We start from the raw sequence: 18,655 nt of genomic DNA, 5'->3' as shown, positions 1-18,655 counted from the left end.
CGCGCCCCGCACAATGATCTCCATGACCGACCTGCACACCAACCCGCTCTTCGGCCGCCTCGCCGACGCCGAACGCATCCTGGTCGCGGGAGCGGGCGGCGGCTTCGACATCTACGCCGGACTCCCCCTCGCCCTCTCCCTCATCCACCAGGGCAAGGAGGTCCACCTGGCGAACCTCTCCTTCAGCCACCTCGCCGGGCTGCCCGTCGAGGACTGGGCGGCTCCCGACCTCGCCGCCATCACCCCGGACACCGCGCCCCACCAGGCGTACTTCCCCGAGCGGACCCTGGCCCAGTGGCTGGAGGCGCACGGCTACCCGGCCACCGTCTACGCCTTCCCCCAGACCGGGGTGCAGCCGCTGCGCGCCGCCTACCGCGCGCTGATCGACCTCCACCGCATCGACGCGGTCGTCCTGGTCGACGGCGGGACCGACATCCTCATGCGCGGCGACGAAGCGGGCCTCGGCACCCCCGAGGAGGACCTGACCAGCGTCGCGGCTCTGGCCGCCCTCGACGACGTACCCCAGCGCCTCGTCGTGTCGGTCGGCTTCGGCGTGGACGCGTACCACGGGGTCAGCCACGCGCTCGTACTGGAGAACATCGCCGCGCTGGAGCGCGAGGGCGCGTACCTCGGCGCCTTCTCCGTACCGCGCGCCACCCGTGAGGGCGCGCTCTTCCTCGACGCGGTCGCCCACGCCCAGGAGCGGACCCCGGACCGCCCCAGCATCGTCAACGGCTCCATCGCCGCGGCCGTCCGCGGCTCCTTCGGCGACGCGCAGTTCACCAGCCGCACCAGCGGCAGCGAGCTCTTCGTGAACCCGCTCATGTCGCTGTGCTTCGCCTTCGACCTGCCGGGGCTGGCCGCGCGCTGCCTCTACCTGGACCGCATCGAGGACACCCACCTCATGCGCCAGGTCCAATCCCGGATCGCGGAATTCCGCGAGGACCTCGTCACCCGCCCGTCCCGCCGCATCCCCCACTGACCCGATACGGCCGGGAGCGGCCGAGCCGGCGGGCGAACTTCCGCCGGGACGCCGACGGGGAGCCGGCATTTCGCCGGCTCCCCGTTTCGACCAGGCGCGTCACGCCTGGTGGGCGTCTACTTTCAGCTGCAGCCGCTGGTGGAGCCGCAGCCCTCGCAGATGTAGCAGGAGCCGGCGCGCTGCATCTTCGTACCGCAGGAGAAGCACAGCGGGGCGTCGGCGGAGACGCCGAGCTGCATCTCGACCAGTTCGGCGCTGGAGTGCGCCGTCTTCGGGGCCTGGACCTCGACGACCGCGATCGGCTTGGGCGCTGCCGGGACGGCGGCCAGCGGGGCCGACTGGGCGAGGGCCTCGGTGTCGAGGTCCTCCTCCATCGGCTCGTACGAACCGGTGTCCAGGTGGCGCTGACGCTCCTCGGCGGTGTGGATGCCGAGCGCCGAGCGGGTCTCGAAGGGCAGGAAGTCCAGCGCCAGGCGGCGGAAGATGTAGTCGACGATCGACTGCGCCATCCGCACGTCCGGGTCGTCCGTCATGCCGGCCGGCTCGAAGCGCATGTTCGTGAACTTCGAGACGTACGTCTCCAGCGGAACGCCGTACTGCAGGCCGACCGAGACGGCGATCGAGAAGGCGTCCATCATGCCCGCGAGGGTCGAACCCTGCTTGGACATCTTCAGGAAGACCTCGCCCAGGCCGTCGTCCGGGTAGGAGTTGGCCGTCATGTAGCCCTCGGCGCCACCCACCGTGAAGGAGGTGGTGATGCCCGGGCGGCCCTTGGGAAGGCGCTTGCGGACGGGGCGGTACTCGATGACCTTCTCGACGGCCGCGCGGATGGTGTCCTCCGCCTTGGCGGTGACCTCCTCCTTCTCCTCTTCCTTCTTCTTCGCGGAGAGGGGCTGGCCGACCTTGCAGTTGTCGCGGTAGATCGCGAGCGCCTTGACGCCCATCTTCCACGCCTCGAAGTAGATCTCCTCGATCTCCTCGACGGTCGCCGTCTCCGGCATGTTGACCGTCTTCGAGATCGCGCCGGAGATCCAGGGCTGGATCGCGGCCATCATGCGGACGTGGCCCATCGCGGAGATGGAGCGCTCGCCCATCGCGCAGTCGAAGACCTCGTAGTGCTCGGTCTTCAGACCCGGGGCGTCGACGACCACGCCGTGCTCGGCGATGTGGGCGACGATCGCCTCGATCTGCTCCTCCTGGTAGCCCATGCGGCGCAGGGCCTGCGGGACGGTGCCGTTGACGATCTGCATCGAGCCGCCGCCGACGAGCTTCTTGAACTTGACCAGGGCCAGGTCCGGCTCGACACCGGTGGTGTCGCAGGACATCGCGAGACCGATGGTGCCGGTCGGCGCGAGGACGGAGGCCTGGGAGTTGCGGAAGCCGTTCTTCTCGCCGAGTCGCAGGACGTCCTGCCAGGCCTCGGTGGCCGCGGCCCAGATCGAGTTGTCCAGGTCCTCGGTGCGCGGCGCGACGGCGTTGGCGTCGGCGTGCTGCTTCATGACGCGCTTGTGCGCCTCGGCGTTGCGGGCGTAGCCGTCGTACGGGCCGACGATGGCGGCCAGCTCGGCGGAGCGCTTGTACGCGGTGCCGGTCATCAGCGAGGTGATCGACGCGGCGAGGGTGCGGCCGCCGTCCGAGTCGTACGCGTGGCCCGTCGCCATCAGCAGGGCGCCCAGGTTGGCGTAGCCGATGCCGAGCTGGCGGAAGGCGCGCGTGTTCTCGCCGATCTTCTGCGTCGGGAAGTCCGCGAAGCAGATGGAGATGTCCATCGCGGTGATGACGAGCTCGACGACCTTGGCGAAGCGCTCGGCGTCGAAGGACTGGTTGCCCTTGCCGTCGTCGTTGAGGAACTTCATCAGGTTCAGCGAGGCGAGGTTGCAGGACGTGTTGTCCAGGTGCATGTACTCGCTGCACGGGTTCGAGGCGGTGATGCGGCCGGATTCGGGGCAGGTGTGCCAGTTGTTGATCACACCGTCGTACTGGATGCCCGGGTCGGCGCAGGCCCACGCGGCCTCGGCCAGCTTGCGGAAGAGCGCCTTGGCGTCGACCTTCTCGATGATCTCGCCGGTCATGCGGGCGCGCAGGCCGAACTCGGTGCCGTTCTCGACGGCCGTCATGAACTCGTCGTTCACGCGGACGGAGTTGTTGGCGTTCTGGTACTGGACGGACGTGATGTCGTCGCCGCCCAGGTCCATGTCGAAGCCCGCGTCGCGCAGGGCGCGGATCTTCTCCTCTTCCTTCACCTTGGTGGCGATGAAGTCCTCGACGTCCGGGTGGTCCACGTCCAGGACGACCATCTTGGCCGCGCGGCGGGTGGCGCCGCCCGACTTGATCGTTCCGGCGGACGCGTCGGCGCCGCGCATGAAGGAGACCGGACCGGAGGCGTTGCCGCCCGAGGAGAGGAGCTCCTTGGAGGAGCGGATGCGGGAGAGGTTCAGGCCGGCGCCGGAGCCGCCCTTGAAGATCATGCCCTCTTCCTTGTACCAGTCGAGGATCGACTCCATGGAGTCGTCGACGGCGAGGATGAAGCAGGCGGAGACCTGCTGCGGCTGGGGCGTGCCGACGTTGAACCACACCGGGGAGTTGAAGCTGAAGACCTGGTGCAGGAGGGCGTGGGTCAGCTCGTGCTCGAAGATCTCCGCGTCGGCCGGGGACGCGAAGTAGTCGTGGTCCTCGCCGGCCTTCGTGTAGGTCTTCACGATGCGGTCGATGAGCTGCTTGAGACCGGTCTCGCGCTGCGGGGTGCCGACTGCGCCGCGGAAGTACTTGCTGGTGACGATGTTGACCGCGTTGACCGACCAGAAGTCGGGGAACTCGACGCCGCGCTGCTCGAAGTTCACCGAGCCGTCGCGCCAGTTCGTCATGACGACGTCACGGCGCTCCCAGCTCACCTCGTCGTACGGGTGCACGCCGGGGGTGGTGTGGATGCGCTCGATCCGCAGGCCGCTCTTGGCAGTCTTGGTCCCCTTGGCGCGGGAACCTCGTGCCGAGCCGCTCGCCGTCTCTGTCATGCCGCTTCCTCCCATATGCGGGCAAAAACGCCCTAAAGTGCCAGCGTTATTCCGCGGCACTGCCTGTCTTGTATCTACGTTTCTTCGCCTGGCTGTCCCGGGCAGCGGCCGCGCTGCGCTGCGGCCACCCGGTCAGTCGGCGGCGGAGGCGGGCACGGGGACCGCGGGGGTCCGGGCGGGCTCGCACTCTTGGGCATGAGGCCGCGGCACGCGGAGTTCCGCGATGGCGGTCTCGAAGTCTTCGAGGGTGTCGAACGCCTTGTAAACGGACGCGAACCGCAGGTACGCGACCAGGTCGAGCTCCTGCAACGGGCCGAGTATGGCCAGACCCACGTCATGGGTGGTCAGCTCGGCGCTCCCGGTGGCGCGCAGCGCCTCCTCGACCCGCTGGCCGAGTTTGGCGAGGGCGTCCTCGGTGACCGGCCGTCCCTGGCACGCCTTGCGCACGCCGGAGATGACCTTGGTACGGCTGAAGGGTTCGGTCACCCCGCTGCGCTTGATGACCATCAGCGAGGCCGTCTCCACCGTCGTGAAGCGACGGGAGCAGTCGGGGCACTGACGGCGCCGGCGGATCGACGTGCCGTCGTCCGTGGTGCGGCTGTCGACGACGCGGCTGTCGGGGTGCCTGCAGAAGGGGCAGTGCATGGTTCCCTCACCCTCCCTCTTGGCACGACCGAATCACCTCACGAGGCGCCTGAACGACCGGGACGGGTCCGGGTCGGGGGCTCGTGAAGCAGCCACCAGCATATGCGATACCGAGGACCTCGGAGGACCGGGGACCACAACTTCTGGGTGGCAGCGCTCATCCAACCACTAGATCTTGGGTTGCGCTGGATTTACTTCGTTCCGCGTGTCGCCCCGCGCGATGCCCGGACGGGGCCGTTCCCGGTGCCACACTGGGCACAGGACCGGAGGGCGGCGATCCGATCGGGAAGGGTACCGTAAACAACGGACGCCGGACCGAACCCGCGTTCGGCGGACCGATCGTCCATACACCCCTTGATGTGTCCAGGTTGGACGATCCGCGTTTTTTCACTCGAACGTGTGTTTGGCGCAACCTTTCGAAAGCAACTACCGTTGTCCAGCTAGGGAGAACATTTCGAGAGGGGCCGCCGACGTGACCACCACCGCAGACAGTGCCACCATCACTGCCCAGAACCGCTCCCAGAGCCGACTCGAGCCGGTGCATCCCATGAACGACGCAAGCCTGAACCCGGAGGCGGAGCCCGCGCGCCCCGCACGCTCACTGCCAGGGCGACCTCCGGGCATCCGCGCCGACAGCTCCGGGCTCACGGACCGGCAGCGCAGGGTCATCGAGGTCATCCGCGACTCGGTGCAGCGGCGCGGCTACCCGCCGTCGATGCGGGAGATCGGCCAGGCCGTCGGCCTGTCCAGCACGTCGTCGGTGGCCCACCAGCTGATGGCCCTGGAGCGCAAGGGCTTCCTCCGTCGCGACCCGCACCGCCCCCGGGCGTACGAGGTCCGGGGCTCGGACCAGCCCAGCTCGCAGCCCACGGACACCACCGGCAAGCCCGCCGCCTCGTACGTACCGCTGGTCGGCCGGATCGCGGCCGGCGGCCCGATCCTCGCCGAGGAGTCGGTGGAGGACGTGTTCCCGCTCCCCCGCCAGCTCGTCGGTGACGGTGAGCTCTTCGTGCTGAAGGTAGTCGGCGACTCGATGATCGAGGCCGCCATCTGTGACGGCGACTGGGTCACGGTCCGCCGCCAGCCGGTCGCGGAGAACGGCGACATCGTGGCCGCGATGCTCGACGGCGAGGCCACGGTCAAGCGCTTCAAGCGCGAGGACGGCCACGTCTGGCTGCTCCCGCACAACGCCGCCTACCAGCCGATCCCCGGTGACGAGGCGACCATCCTCGGCAAGGTCGTCGCGGTACTGCGCCGCGTCTGACCCCGCGCCCCTTCCTAGCCAACCCCCGGGACCCACTGCGCCGGTCCCGGGGGTTGTTTTGTTCCGTGCGGAACCGCTCGGCGCAGCTACTTGCCGTCCGCCTGAGCGGCAGCGTCGATGGCGGCCAGCGAGCGGCGGACCTGGTTGCGGTCCGTGGTGTACCAGAAGTCCGGCAGCGTGGCCCTCAGGAAGCTCCCGTACCGGGCCGTGGCCAGCCGGGGGTCCAGGACCGCCACGACGCCGCGGTCACCGGAGGCCCGTACGAGACGGCCGGCACCCTGGGCCATCAGCAGCGCCGCATGTGTGGCCGCGACGGCCATGAAGCCGTTGCCGCCGTGCTCCTCGACCGACTTCTGCCGGGCGCTCATCAGCGGATCGTCCGGACGCGGGAACGGAATACGGTCCATGATCACGAGCTGGCAGCTGGGACCGGGCACGTCCACGCCCTGCCAGAGCGACAGCGTCCCGAACAGACAGGTCTTCGGGTCCGCCGCGAACGCCTTGATCAGCTCGCCCAGCGTCTCCTCGCCCTGGAGCAGGATCGGGTTGTCCAGCCGGCCGCGCAGCTCCTCGGCGGCGGCCTTCGCGCCCCGCATGGAGGAGAACAGACCGAGCGTGCGGCCGCCGGCCGCCTCGATCAGCTCGGCGAGCTCGTCCATCATGTCGCCGCGCGTACCCTCCCGGCCGGGCGTGGCCAGGTGCTTCGCGACATAGAGGATGCCCTGCTTCGGATAGTCGAACGGCGAGCCGACGTCCAGGCCCTTCCAGGCCGGGGCGTCCTCCGCCTCGACCCCTTCCGGGGACAGGCCCAGCGAGGCCGCGACCCCGTTGAAGTCCCCGCCCAGCTTGAGGGTCGCCGAGGTCAGCACCACCGAGCGGTCCTCGAACAGCTTCTCGCGCAGGAGGCCGGACACCGACAGCGGGGCGACGCGCAGGGTGGCTCCGAAGCGGTCGTGCCGCTCGTACCAGAGCACGTCGTACTCGGAGCCCAGCAGGATCCGCTCGGCCACTCCGTGGACGTTCTCCACCGCGGCCAGGGCCTGCTTGCGGACGGCGTCCTCGTCGTGGACGGACTTGTCGCGGGTCGCGCCGATCGCCGAGATGACATTGCGCGCGGCGTCCCGCAGGGCCGCCAGCGCGTACCCGAGGTCCTCGGGAAGCTCCTCCAGCCGGCCCGGCAGGGCCAGCTCCATGACCCGCTCGAACGACTCGGACGCGGTCTGGAGCGAGTCCGCGGTCTTCTCGTCGACCAGCTTGGCCGCGCGCTTCACGGCGCGGTTGACCTGGCCCGGGGTGAGCTCGCCGGTGGCGACACCGGTCACCCGGGAGACCAGCTCGTGGGCCTCGTCCACGATCAGCACCTCGTGCTGCGGCAGCACCGGGGCGCCTTCGATGGCATCGATGGCCAGCAGGGCGTGGTTGGTGACGACCACGTCGGCCAGCTTGGCCCGCTCGCGGGCGGCCTCGGCGAAGCACTCGGCGCCGTACGCGCACTTCGTCGCGCCCAGGCACTCCCGGGAGGAGACGGAGATCTGCGACCAGGCCTTGTCGGAGACGCCGGGGGTCAGATCGTCCCGGTCGCCGGTCTCCGTCTCGTCCGCCCAGTCGCGCAGCCGCAGCAGGTCCTGGCCGAGCTTGCTGGTGGGAGCGGCCGCCTCGAACTGGTCGAAGAGGCCCTCCTCCTCGTCCTGCGGCGCGCCCTCGTGGAGCCGGTGCAGGCACAGGTAGTTGGAGCGGCCCTTGAGCATGGCGAACTGCGGGCGGCGGCGGAGCTGCGGGTGCAGCGCGTCCACCGTCCGGGGCAGATCGCGCTCGACCAGCTGCCGCTGGAGGGCGAGGGTGGCGGTGGCCACGACCACGCGCTCGCCGTGCGCGAGGGCCGGCACCAGGTAGCCGAGGGACTTTCCGGTGCCGGTACCGGCCTGGATCAGCCGGTGCGTGTTGTCGTCGATCGCTTCGGCGACGGCTTCGGCCATGGCCACCTGGCCGGGCCGCTCCGTACCGCCGACGGCGGAGACGGCGGCGTGCAGCAGGTCGGGGAGGGAGGGCTTCGTCATAGCAATGACAACCCTACGGGGCGCCACCGACAGTGACCGCCACGACCGGGATTCATGGCAGGTACAAGGGGTTGGGCACGGTGCCGTGCTCCACCGCCTTCGGGCGGTCGGGGCGGTCGCGGTAGCCGTCCTCGTACAGCCGGTTGCGGTTCAGGCAGAGCCGCCCGATGCGCTCGCCGAGCAGGTCGAAGAGCGCGTGGCGCTCCTTGAGCTCGGGGAAGCGGGCGTGGTGGCGCAGGATCTCCGCCCGTACGAGCGACCAGAACTCCGCCTCGGGGACGCCGAGGCGGTCCTCGCACAGGGCGGCCAGGTAGCGGAAGACCCCGACGAAGAGACCGGAGTGGATGTACTGGGGCAGAAAGGCCGCGGGTTTGTCGCGCAGTGCGGCCCGCACCTCGGCGGGCACGCCAGCGAGCTCGGGCAGCGGTTCGCGGCAGATGTTGACCTCGCCCACGAAGTCCTTCAGGGCTAGCCGGACCGGTACCTCGTGCTCGTCGAAGATCACGGTGGTGTTCTCGCCGTGCGGGGAGAACACGGTGCCGTAGCGGTAGAGGAAGTGGAGCAGGGGCGGCAGCAGGGCGGCGAAGAGCCTCCGGAGCCAGCGGGCGGGGGCGAGTCCGGACCGGGCGACGAGCTCGGCGGTGAAGGACCGGCCGCGCGGGTCGACGTGGAGGAGGCAGGCGAGCGTACGGGCCCGCTCGCCGGGGGCGAGCCGGCCGGTCAGCGGCTCGCGCCAGATCGCTCCGAGGAGCTCCTTGTACTGGTACGGGGCGTCGGGGAGCTCGTCGTAGACGGGGTGGCGCACGGTGACCGACGCGACCTCGCCGAGGAGGACCACGCGGCATTCGTCGCGGAGGAAGGGGTCGGCGTCGTGGAGCGAGCGGATCCAGGCGGTGACGGCGGGGGCGGCGGCGGACTGGTCGGAGGGCAGGCCGCGCCAGACGAGGGTGTTGAAGACGGAGAGCGGCAGTTTCACGCTGTGCCGGTCGGGGCGGGTGAGGTTGAGGAAGGTGCGGACGGACTGCTGCGGAACGCGTATGTCGGGGTCGGCGGGGAGCGGGACCAGGGCGCCCGAGGCCAGGGCCGGGGCGAAGAGGGGCAGCACGATCTCGTCCCACTGCCAGGGGTGGACCGGGAGGTAGAGGTAGCCGAGCGGGTCGAGGCCGCGGGCGCGCAGGGCCCGGTCGAAGCCGTCCCGGGTGACGGGGTCGAGTTCCCGGGCGTAGAGGCGGGCCGGGTCTTCCAGGCCGGCCGTGCCGCGGTAGGCGGCGAGGGAGGTGTGGGCGGCGAGCCAGGGCAGCCTCTGGCGGGTGCGGGCCTCGGGGGCCCAGGCGGCGGTGTCGGCGGCGGACAGTCCCATGCGGCCTTTGTTGAGGACGAGCCAGGGGTGTCCGGTCTGGTGGCCTTCGAGCTCGGCGTGGTCGAGGTCGGCGAGGACGTCCGCGGTGAGCGCGGTGTGGTCGATGCGGGCGTCGGCGGCGAGGGTGGCGCTGAGCTCGCGGACGAGGTGGCCGAGGGTGGAGCCGTCGAGGCCGAGGAGGGTGCGGGTGCGCAGGAGGAAGGCGTACGGGTCCCCGAAGGCGGTCGGGGGCTCCGCGGACGGGGGCGGCGGGGTCAGCGTGATGGTGTCGGGGGCGACGTGCCAGCTGCCGTACGCGCGGCGGCGGGCCCGGAAGCCGAGGCTGCTGCCGTCGTCGAGGGTCAGCTGCCAGGCGTCTCCGGCGGCGGTGGCCGGAGCGGGAGTCCGCAGGGGGCTGACGATCTCCTCGTAGGCGAACTCGGCCAGCATCTTGGCGAGGAGTCGGCGGGCGGCGGACTCCCAGGTCGCGGCGGTGAGTTCGGGGGGCGTGCAGGGGTGTTGGGGGGAGGGCGGAACGACAGCTTCCGCGAAGGGGTGGCCGGCGGAGTCGGAGGCGGCGGGAAAATTCGGCACGGGACTCCTCGGGGATCGGGAACTTTGCTGCGCGACGCAGAGTTTTCGAAGGGTGAGGCGTGAACGGGGAGGCTCGGATGGATCAGATGAGGTTGCGCAGGGCTCGCTCGCGGATCATCAACGCCGCCCGCTTCCCGGGGAGGTCGATCTCCGCGGAGCAGCGGAATCCGGAGCTGAGGAAGGCTGATACGGAGGGGGTGTTGCGGATGTCCGGTTCGGCGATGACGCGGGTGCAGCGGGGGCGGTTGTCGAGCACCAGGTTGGCGACGGCCCGCAGCAGGGCGGTGCCCAGACCGCGGCCGCGGTTCGTGCCGTCTCCGATGAGCAGGTGGATACCCGTGTCGTGGGGGCGCGCCGGGTAGTGGTGGGAGAGCGGGTCGAGGTCGGCCCGGTAGATCTCCCAGTAGCTCATCGGCGTGCCGTCGAGGACGCCGAGGCAAGGGATGCTGTGGCCGTTCCCGTCGAGCTGGGAGCGTACGTGGGCGGCGGTGACGGCGGCGGGGCCTGCGAGCTCCCAGTACGCGGCCACCTCGGGGTCGTTCATCCAGCCGGTCAGCAGCTCCAGGTCACGGCCGAGGCGTACGGGTTCGAGGCGGAGGGGCCCGACGGGGGTGGCGGCGGTGCCCCAGCCGGCCGGGGAGTCGAGCAGTTCGGCTTCGGCGAGCAGCGGCAGAAGCCGGGCGGTGAGCCGGCGTCCGGGGATCCGGATGCCCGCGGTGGCGGGGTCGACGGCAGCGGTGGGGGCGTAAGCAGAGGTGTCGGTGGAGGGCATCGGCACTCAATCGTGAAGGGGGTTGGCGATGGTGACGTAGACGGACTGGGAGTCCACGGGGCCGACGAGCTCGTCGAGGCCGCCCAGCCGGGTGAGCAGGTTCGCCTTGCAGCGGAGGGTGGGTGAGTCGAGCAGCCGGGCGGGGAGCGGTCCGAGTCCGGAGGCCTTGCCGAGGAACCGGCGGAAGGCGGCGAGCAGGACGCGCTCGTCGGCGAGTTGCTGGGATCCAAAGGCGCCGATGAGACCGAGGACGTTGTTGATTCCGAGGTAGTAGGCGAAGCGTTCGTCGGTGACGGCGTCGGAGACGAAGGTGTCGCTGGCGCTGCCGATACCGGGGAGGCGGCGCTCCAGTTCCGCGCGGCGGGAGGCGCGGAAGTAGTAGCCCTGGTTGTCGCGGTAGCGGCCGCCGACCGGCCAGCCGGCCGGGTCGAGGAGGACCAGCGTGTTCTGCTGGTGCGCTTCGAGGGCGATGCCGGCGAGTGCGTCGAAGGCCAGGACCGGCAGGACGACGTGATCGAGGTAGCGCAGGAACCACTCGGCGGAGACGGCGGCGGTCGGGCGCCCGGTTGCGGCGGCCAGCCGGGAGACGGTCTCGGCGAGCCGGGAGCGCATGGTGGTCCGGCCCGGCCACGGGCGGGGCGAGGTGAGTGCAGCGATGCAGACGGCGTCGTCGCGGGAACGGAAGGGGTTGTGTCGCAGGACCGTGTCGAGTCCGGGAACGGGGGTGCCGTCCGGGGCGTCGACGGCGATCCAGGCGGGGTCGCGCACGATGTCGAAGCCCGGGTGGGCCGCCTGCCACTGTTCCGCGAGGCCGGTGCGGAGCAGCCGGTGCACCTCGACGCCGCGGTGGAGTTCCTTGCGGAGGTTCTCACGGCGGGAGTTGGTGATGCGCAGGCCCAGGGAGAGCTTGAGCATCACGGGGGCGCCGGGGCGGTGGACGGTGCGGACGGAGGAGGTCGGATACCAGGGCTCGCCGAACGGGCCCAGGTCGTACAGGAGTCCCGCGTCGCGGAGGGCGGCGACGGCGGGGCGCTGGAGCAGGTCGCGGGCCTGCCAGGGGTGCAGGGGAAGGGGGGTCGTCCCCTCGGGCAGAGGGAGCCCGGGGGTGAGCCGGCCGAGGAGCCGGGCGGCGGAGACGGGGCGGCCGCGTTCGGTCCAGGCGGAGCCGGTGGCGAGGGCGGAGGGGGCGACGGCGAGCCAGTGCAGGGGGAAGGAGCCGTGGAGTTCGGGTGAGTAGCGGCGGATCTCGGCCTCGGAGAGTCCCTCGCGGCTCTTCGGGTCCGGCTGGAGGGGGTGGCCGAGGAGGAGGGACTGTTCGGCGGTGAGGAAGAGGTCACCGGCGACGGGCTCGGGCGGGGTGGGCCGTTCGCGCCGGTCGGCGATGAACTCGGCGGTGCGGCGGACCGAGTCGCAGACCCGGCCGGCGAGGTCGGCGCCGCCGCGCCCGTCGGGGCCGCCCTCGCGGGCGAGCAGCGGGGCGAGGGTGGCGGCGTCCACGGCGGGGGCGTGGGCGGGCGTGCCCTCCAGCCGGGCGGGGCCGAAGCGGTGCCAGCCGGTGGCGGACCAGTAGCGGACGGCGACGAGCAGAGCGGTGCCGGAGGCGGGGAGGGGGATGCGCAGCACGCCCACGCCCGGCCGTCCGATCCCGTTCTCCCGGACCCAGCACCTCAGCAGGTTCTCCACGGAGGCGGCCTCGGCGGCGACGCCCGGATCGGGATGGTCCAGCGGGTCGGCCGTCCCGGCCGCTGCGCCGGCGCCGATCCGGTGCCACAGCACGCCGTTCTCCTGGCGCGGCACGCTGCCCGTCGCGGGCCGGGCGGTCCCGGCGCTCCCGCCCGGTCCGGCGGGGGCGCTGGTCGGCGTGGAGAGAGGGGCTTCGGGCATGGCAGGGTCCTCGGAGTCAGTGGAGTTGTCGGGAGGCGGCCGCCGGGATGGCGTCCGACAGTCGGTCCAGGACCGCCGCGGCCTGGTCGTCGGTCAGGGTCAGCGGGGGCAGCAGGCGGACCACACTGGCGCCCCGGCCGCCGAGTTCGACGATCAGGCCGCGGTCCAGGCACTCCTGGCGGACCGCCGCGGCGAGGACCGGCGCCGCGGCGCCGGTCTCCGGGTCGACGAGTTCCAGGCCGATCATCAGGCCGCGGCCGCGGACCTCCCCGATGCAGGGGTGCTCGCCGGCCAGGCCGCGCAGGGCGGTCAGCATCCGCTCGCCCAGGGCCCCCGCGCGCTCGGCGAGACGGTTCTTCCGTACGTACGCCAGGGTGGCCGTCCCGGCGGCCATCGCCAGCTGGTTGCCCCGGAACGTGCCGGCGTGGGCCCCCGGGGCCCAGACGTCCAGACCCGACCGGTACACGATCACCGCCAGCGGGAGGCTCCCGCCGATCGCCTTGGACAGGACCATCACGTCCGGCACCACCCCGGCGTGGTCGACGCCCCAGAAGGCGCCGGTGCGGCCCACGCCCGTCTGCACCTCGTCGGCGATCAGCGGGATCCCCCGGGCCTCGGTGATCTCGCGCATCCGGCGCAGCCACACGTCCGGTGCCGGGAACACCCCGCCTTCGCCCTGCACCGGCTCGACGATCATCGCCGCGGGCGTCGGCACCCCGCCCTTGGGGTCGTCGAGCAGGCTCTCGGTCCAACGGGCCCCGAGCCGCGCCCCCTCGGTACCGCCGACCCCGAAAGGGCAGCGGAGGTCCTGTGGGAACGGCAGCCGGGTCACCCGTACGTCCGGCGCTCCGCCCGAGGCGCCCAGCGCCCCGGCGGTCATCCCGTGATACGCCCCCGTGAAGGCCAACAGCCCCGGGCGCCCGGTGGCGGTGCGGACCAGCTTGAGCGCGGCCTCCACCGCGTCCGTCCCGGCGGGCCCGCAGAACTGGACGCGCGCGTCGGCGGCCAGCTCCGGCGGGAGGCAGGCGAACAGCTCCGTGGTGAAGGCGTCCTTGACCGGGGTGGCGAGGTCCAGGACGTGCAGCGGGGCTCCGGAGTCGAGGACGCCCCGTACGGCTTCGAGCACCACGGGATGGTTGTGCCCGAGGGCGAGGGTGCCGGCCCCGGAGAGGCAGTCCAGGTAACGCCGCCCGTCCGCGCCCTCGATGGTCAGCCCCCGGGCGCGCACCGGGACGATGGGCAGCGAGCGCGCGTACGTCCGGGCGGCGGACTCCCGCATGGCCTGCCGCCGCAGGATGCCCTCCACCCCTCCGGGTCCCACGGCCCGGGTTCCCTGCGACGGCACCTGCGCGGCAGCCTCGCCCTGCTCGGTCAAAGCCACGACTGTCGGACCTCCCGCACGCACTGCTCCATCGGATCGCGCCTCGAACATGAACGCCGCCCCCCATCCCCCGTACGTACCAACGACGGTGACGGCGGCGGATCACGGGTGGTCCCAAGATCCTTGTCCCGCCGGGACTTCGTCCCGAATTCGCCCGGACTTCACGGCGTCCTCCCGCGGCGCCCCGCGGTCGCGGAACCACGGCCCCGGGCTGTGCCGTCCCCAACGGCAGCGGCATAGTGGGGTGCTGAACCCGGGACACGCACCCCGCGTGTCCCTAATACCTCAACTGCACCGCGTCTGACATCCGGAATCACCAGGGGGATTCACGACATGCGCCCGAACCGACCGGTCACCGCGATCCTGTGCGCGGCGGCACTCGCCATGACCGCCGCGGCCTGCGGACCCGGCGACGGGGAGGCCGGCGGCGACGCCAAGCCGACCGTGGCGGCGAGCCTCCCCACCGAGGCCGACGGGACCGTCAAGATCCCGGACCAGCTCAAGGAGAGGCTCAAGCAGCACGGCTTCGACCTGGACAAGTGGAAGGGGGGTGCGTGGAAGAACTGGAAGCAGGAGGACTGGCTCCGCGAGGCGGGCGACTACGTCAACCCGATCATCGAGGACCTGTGGAACCCGGACCGGATGCGTGAGGCCGACAAGACCCCGCAGCCCCCCGCCGTCGACCAGGACGCCGGCAAGGACCAGGGCGTCACGGACCCGACTCCGGCTCCGGTGCAGGCCAAGGCCGCCAACGCGCCGTACCACACCAGCGTTCCGGTGTCCGGCAAGGTGTTCTTCGACGGCCCCGAGGGCTCGATGGTCTGCTCGGCGACCGTGGTGAAGGACCCGGCCCACCCGGGCAAGTCCAACATGGTCTGGACGGCCGGCCACTGCGTGCACGCGGGCAAGTCGGGTGGCTGGTACCGCAACATCGCCTTCGTCCCCTCGTACAACAACGCGGGCAAGCCGGCCGCGCAGCTCAAGGGCGCCCCGCGCGAGCAGGTGGCCCCGTACGGCGTGTGGTGGAGCGACTGGGCGCAGACCTCGGACCAGTGGATCGCGAACGGCGGTCCGACCGGTGGCGCGGGCGCCCCGTACGACTTCGCGGTGCTGCACGTGACCCCGGAGAAGAGCACCGGGAAGTCCCTGGAGGAGACGGTCGGCGCGGCGCTCCCGGTGGAGTTCAACGCCCCCGCGGTGCCGAAGGTCGCGGGCATCACGGCGACGGGCTACCCGGCGGCGGCCCCGTTCGACGGCCAGAAGGCCTTCCAGTGCACCGACAAGCCGGGCCGGCTGACGCTGGCCGCGAGCACCCCGGTCATGTACCGCATCGGCTGCACGATGACCGGCGGCTCCTCCGGCGGCGGCTGGGTGGCCACGGGCAGTGACGGCAAGCCGGCGCTGGTGTCGAACACCTCGATCGGCCCCGCCAAGGCGGGCTGGCTGGCCGGACCCCGGCTCGGGCCCGAGGCCAAGGGGATCTTCGACGCGGTGAGCGCCAAGTTCAAGTAGTCCCGGCCGGGTACACGAAAACGGAGGGCCCCCGCACCGCGGGGGCCCTCCGTCGTGTGTCCGCTCGTCCGTCAGCGCTTGGCCGGTACGTACGGGGCCAGGTCCGAGGCGAGTTCCTGGTGGACCCGCACCTTCAGCAGGGTGCCCTCCGGGGTGTGCTCCTCGGAGATCACCTCACCCTCGGCGTGCGCCCGGGCGACCAGCGAGCCGCGCGTGTACGGCACGAGTGCCTCGACCTCGACCTCGGGCCGCGGCAGCTCGGAGTCGATGAGCGCGAGGAGCTCAGCGATGCCCTGCCCGGTGCGCGCCGAGACGGCGATGGAGTGCCGCTCGATGCGCAGCAGGCGCTGCAGGACGAGCGGGTCCGCGGCATCGGCCTTGTTGATCACCACGATCTCGGGCACGTTGACCGCGCCCACCTCGCGGATGACCTCGCGCACCGCCGCCAGCTGCTCCTCCGGGGCCGGGTGCGAGCCGTCCACGATGTGCAGGATGAGGTCGGAGTCGCCGACCTCCTCCATCGTGGAGCGGAACGCCTCGACCAGGTGGTGGGGCAGGTGCCGGACGAAACCGACCGTGTCGGCCAGGGTGTAGATCCGGCCGGAGGGGGTCTCGGCCCGGCGCACGGTCGGGTCGAGGGTGGCGAACAGCGCGTTCTCCACCAGTACGCCCGCGCCCGTGAGGCGGTTGAGCAGCGAGGACTTGCCCGCGTTGGTGTAGCCGGCGATGGCGACCGAGGGCACCTTGTTGCGGCGTCGTTCCTGCCGCTTGATGTCGCGGCCGGTCTTCATGTCCGCGATCTCCCGGCGCATCTTCGCCATCTTCTCGCGGATCCGGCGCCGGTCGGTCTCGATCTTGGTCTCACCGGGGCCTCGGGTGGCCATGCCGCCACCGCCGCCGCCACCCATCTGCCGGGACAGCGAGGCACCCCAGCCGCGCAGGCGCGGCAGCATGTACTGCATCTGCGCGAGGGCGACCTGTGCCTTGCCCTCTCGGGACTTGGCGTGCTGGGCGAAGATGTCGAGGATCAGGGCGGTCCGGTCGACCACCTTGACCTTGACGACGTCCTCAAGGGCGATGAGCTGGCCGGGGCTGAGCTCGCCGTCGCAGACGACGGTGTCGGCCCCGCTCTCCAGCACGATGTCGCGCAGTTCGCGGGCCTTGCCCGAGCCGATGAAGGTGGCCGGGTCCGGCTTGTCGCGGCGCTGGATGACACCGTCGAGCACGAGGGCGCCGGCCGTCTCGGCGAGGGCGGCGAGCTCCGCGAGGGAGTTCTCGGCGTCCTGCACCGTTCCGGAGGTCCAGACGCCCACCAGCACGACGCGCTCCAGGCGCAGCTGGCGGTACTCGACCTCGGTGACGTCTTCGAGCTCGGTGGAGAGGCCGGCCACGCGGCGCAGCGCCGCGCGCTCGGAGCGCTCGAACTGTTCGCCGTCCCGGTCTCCGTCGACCTCGTGGCTCCAGGCGACGTCCTCTTCCATCAGGGCGTCGGCCCGAAGGCTCTCGGTGAAGCTCTGCGGGTCCGGCACGTCCCGTGCGTCCCGCGCGTCCTGGGAAGGGGAAGAAGAGGAGGTCATTGGATCCTTACGTCGATGTCGAATGCGGCCGTGTCACGCATGGTGGCGGCCGGGTGTGAGCGTGACTCCCACTCTGTCACGTCCAACGTGTCGCCTCGCCGGGAGATTCCCCCCGGTGTGCGGCTCCGTCGACCGGCCCTGTCGATGGTGACATGCCCGTTCCCCGCGGGTCACACGCTTTTCGGGCCGCCCCACTCCGGGTGCCCGGGCATGGCCGGGGTGGTCTTCCCGTACAGCCACGGCTTCAGGAAGGCGGTCAGGTCCCGTCCGGCCACGTCCGAGGCCAGGCGTACGAAGTCCTCCGTGCCGGCCGTGCCGTCCTTGTGCTCGGCCACCCAGCGCCGCTCGACCCGGTCGAAGGCCTTCTCGCCGATCTCCTGCCGCAGCGCGTACAGGATCAGCGCGGCCCCGTCGTAGACGGCCGGCCGGAAGAGCCCGACCTTCTCCCCGGGTGCCGGGGCCTTCGGCGCGGCCGGGGGCCCGCCGGCCGCCCGCCACTGGTCGGAGCGCTGGTACGCCTCGCGCATGCGCCGCTCCATGGAGTACTTGCCGAGGCCGTCCGCGTACAGGGCCTCGTACCAGGTGGCGTGTCCCTCGTTGAGCCACAGGTCGGACCAGGTGCGCGGGGTGACGCTGTCGCCGAACCACTGGTGGGCGAGCTCGTGGACCATCACGGCCTCGACGTACCAGGCGGGGTAGCCCGTACCCGAGAACAGGCCGTTCTCGAACAGCGAGAGGGTCTGCGTCTCCAGCTCGAAGCCGGTCTTGGCCTTGGCGATCAGGACCCCGTAGTTCTCGAAGGGGTAGGCGCCGACGCGCGCCTCCATCCACCGGACGTGCCCGGCCGTCTTCTCCAGCCAGGGCTCCAGCCGTGTGCGGTCGGCGGCCGGGATCACGCTGCGCAGCGGGAGCCCGTGCGGACCGGTGGCCTCCACCACCGCCGAATCGCCGATGGAGACCTGTGCGAGCTCGGTGGCCATCGGGTGCAGGGTGCGGTACGTCCAGGTGGTCGCGCCCGCCGCCCGGGGGGCGGGGAGGGCTCCCTGCACCCCGTTGGCGACGGCGGTCAGACCGGCCGGGGCGGTGATCCGGAAGGTGAAGTAGGCCTTGTCGGCGGGGTGGTCGTTGCACGGGAAGACCCGGTGGGCGGCGTCGGCCTGGTTGGCCATGGCCAGGCCGTCGTCGGTGGGCACCCAGCCCCCGTCGGCGATGCCGCGCGGATCGCTGGTGTGCCGGATCTCGATGTGGAGCGGGACGTTCGCCGCGACCGGGCTCGCCGGGGTGAGCACGAGGTCCTCGCCGGCGCTCTCGAAGCGCGCCGGTTCGCCGTTGACGCGGGCGGAGGCGACCGTGCCGTGGGTGAAGTCGAGGTTGATCCGCTCCAGCGGCTCCAGCGCGCGGGCGTCGATGACGGTTGTCGCGTCGAGCGGGCTCTTGTTGTCCTTGTACGTGAGGGAGAGGTCGTACGAGAGGACGTCGTACCCGGGGTTCCCGAGCTGCGGGAACAGCGTGTCGCCGATGCCCAGCGGCTTCGGCGGGGGCAGCACGGCGGCGACGAGGGTGAGGGAGGCCGCGGCGAGCAGGGCGGCGCGCAGGCGCGGGGAGGAGAGCTGCATCCCCCACCGCTTACCAGCGCC

12 protein-coding genes are annotated in these 18,655 nt (G+C 71.7%); 3 read left to right on the top strand and 9 right to left on the bottom strand.

Annotation, left to right across the window (positions count from 1 at the left end; all coding sequences use genetic code 11):
- Positions 1 to 22 precede the first annotated feature (22 nt).
- Positions 23 to 982 carry a DUF1152 domain-containing protein gene (locus ACFYXV_RS17700; protein ID WP_389383369.1) on the top strand — a complete coding sequence of 320 codons (960 nt, stop codon included), beginning with the start codon at positions 23 to 25 and terminating at the stop codon, positions 980 to 982.
- A 122-nt stretch (positions 983 to 1,104) separates the two neighbouring features.
- On the opposite strand, the gene ACFYXV_RS17695 is transcribed toward ACFYXV_RS17700, so the two are convergent.
- Together ACFYXV_RS17695 and nrdR are read right to left on the bottom strand one after the other, a co-directional pair.
- The gene (locus ACFYXV_RS17695) at positions 1,105 to 3,993 is read right to left on the bottom strand and encodes a vitamin B12-dependent ribonucleotide reductase (protein WP_389383367.1); all 2,889 of its coding nucleotides are present in this window, start codon (positions 3,991 to 3,993) and stop codon (positions 1,105 to 1,107) included.
- A 132-nt stretch (positions 3,994 to 4,125) separates the two neighbouring features.
- The gene (nrdR, locus tag ACFYXV_RS17690; protein WP_383337313.1) at positions 4,126 to 4,638 is read right to left on the bottom strand and encodes a transcriptional regulator NrdR; all 513 of its coding nucleotides are present in this window, start codon (positions 4,636 to 4,638) and stop codon (positions 4,126 to 4,128) included.
- A 472-nt stretch (positions 4,639 to 5,110) separates the two neighbouring features.
- Between nrdR and lexA the strand changes: the two genes are divergently transcribed.
- Positions 5,111 to 5,902 carry a transcriptional repressor LexA gene (lexA, locus tag ACFYXV_RS17685; protein WP_363179251.1) on the top strand — a complete coding sequence of 264 codons (792 nt, stop codon included), beginning with the start codon at positions 5,111 to 5,113 and terminating at the stop codon, positions 5,900 to 5,902.
- 86 nt (positions 5,903 to 5,988) lie between these two features.
- On the opposite strand, the gene ACFYXV_RS17680 is transcribed toward lexA, so the two are convergent.
- From ACFYXV_RS17680 to ACFYXV_RS17660, 5 genes are all read right to left on the bottom strand, one after another.
- Entirely contained in the window at positions 5,989 to 7,959 is a 1,971-nt protein-coding gene (locus tag ACFYXV_RS17680) for an ATP-dependent DNA helicase (RefSeq protein ID WP_389383365.1), read from the bottom strand.
- A 52-nt stretch (positions 7,960 to 8,011) separates the two neighbouring features.
- Positions 8,012 to 9,892 carry an IucA/IucC family protein gene (locus ACFYXV_RS17675; RefSeq protein WP_389383363.1) on the bottom strand — a complete coding sequence of 627 codons (1,881 nt, stop codon included), beginning with the start codon at positions 9,890 to 9,892 and terminating at the stop codon, positions 8,012 to 8,014.
- An 82-nt stretch (positions 9,893 to 9,974) separates the two neighbouring features.
- The gene (locus ACFYXV_RS17670; protein ID WP_385469803.1) at positions 9,975 to 10,664 is read right to left on the bottom strand and encodes a GNAT family N-acetyltransferase; all 690 of its coding nucleotides are present in this window, start codon (positions 10,662 to 10,664) and stop codon (positions 9,975 to 9,977) included.
- Between the two features lie 6 nt (positions 10,665 to 10,670).
- A complete protein-coding gene (locus ACFYXV_RS17665; RefSeq protein WP_389383362.1) occupies positions 10,671 to 12,548 on the bottom strand; it encodes an IucA/IucC family protein in 1,878 nt (625 codons plus the stop codon).
- Positions 12,549 to 12,564: 16 nt separating this feature from the next.
- The gene (locus ACFYXV_RS17660) at positions 12,565 to 13,929 is read right to left on the bottom strand and encodes a diaminobutyrate--2-oxoglutarate transaminase family protein (RefSeq protein ID WP_389383361.1); all 1,365 of its coding nucleotides are present in this window, start codon (positions 13,927 to 13,929) and stop codon (positions 12,565 to 12,567) included.
- Positions 13,930 to 14,262: 333 nt separating this feature from the next.
- Between ACFYXV_RS17660 and ACFYXV_RS17655 the strand changes: the two genes are divergently transcribed.
- Positions 14,263 to 15,441: a hypothetical protein gene (locus tag ACFYXV_RS17655; protein WP_385469809.1), complete on the top strand. Its 1,179-nt coding sequence runs from the start codon at positions 14,263 to 14,265 to the stop codon at positions 15,439 to 15,441.
- A gap of 71 nt (positions 15,442 to 15,512) precedes the next feature.
- Here ACFYXV_RS17655 and hflX read toward each other — a convergent pair whose 3' ends face one another.
- Together hflX and ACFYXV_RS17645 are read right to left on the bottom strand one after the other, a co-directional pair.
- Entirely contained in the window at positions 15,513 to 17,018 is a 1,506-nt protein-coding gene (hflX, locus tag ACFYXV_RS17650) for a GTPase HflX (RefSeq protein WP_383337299.1), read from the bottom strand.
- 170 nt (positions 17,019 to 17,188) lie between these two features.
- Entirely contained in the window at positions 17,189 to 18,634 is a 1,446-nt protein-coding gene (locus ACFYXV_RS17645; protein ID WP_385469898.1) for a M1 family metallopeptidase, read from the bottom strand.
- Positions 18,635 to 18,655: the final 21 nt, after the last annotated feature.

Source organism: Streptomyces sp. NPDC002181 (assembly GCF_042890485.1).
Lineage (GTDB): Bacteria > Actinomycetota > Actinomycetes > Streptomycetales > Streptomycetaceae > Streptomyces.
The sequence above is the reverse complement of the archived record's forward strand: the minus strand, read 5'-3'. Positions and strand labels throughout refer to the sequence as shown.

Excerpts from the sequence above, each read along its gene's own strand:
- ACFYXV_RS17680 (WP_389383365.1), bottom strand. The coding sequence starts at position 7,959 with ATGACGAAGCCCTCCCTCCCCGACCTGCTGCACGCCGCCGTCTCCGCC.
- ACFYXV_RS17665 (WP_389383362.1), bottom strand. The coding sequence starts at position 12,548 with ATGCCCGAAGCCCCTCTCTCCACGCCGACCAGCGCCCCCGCCGGACCG.
- ACFYXV_RS17670 (WP_385469803.1), bottom strand. The coding sequence starts at position 10,664 with ATGCCCTCCACCGACACCTCTGCTTACGCCCCCACCGCTGCCGTCGAC.
- ACFYXV_RS17655 (WP_385469809.1), top strand. The coding sequence starts at position 14,263 with ATGCGCCCGAACCGACCGGTCACCGCGATCCTGTGCGCGGCGGCACTC.
- ACFYXV_RS17700 (WP_389383369.1), top strand. The coding sequence starts at position 23 with ATGACCGACCTGCACACCAACCCGCTCTTCGGCCGCCTCGCCGACGCC.
- ACFYXV_RS17645 (WP_385469898.1), bottom strand. The coding sequence starts at position 18,634 with ATGCAGCTCTCCTCCCCGCGCCTGCGCGCCGCCCTGCTCGCCGCGGCC.
- ACFYXV_RS17695 (WP_389383367.1), bottom strand. The coding sequence starts at position 3,993 with ATGACAGAGACGGCGAGCGGCTCGGCACGAGGTTCCCGCGCCAAGGGG.
- nrdR (WP_383337313.1), bottom strand. The coding sequence starts at position 4,638 with ATGCACTGCCCCTTCTGCAGGCACCCCGACAGCCGCGTCGTCGACAGC.
- hflX (WP_383337299.1), bottom strand. The coding sequence starts at position 17,018 with ATGACCTCCTCTTCTTCCCCTTCCCAGGACGCGCGGGACGCACGGGAC.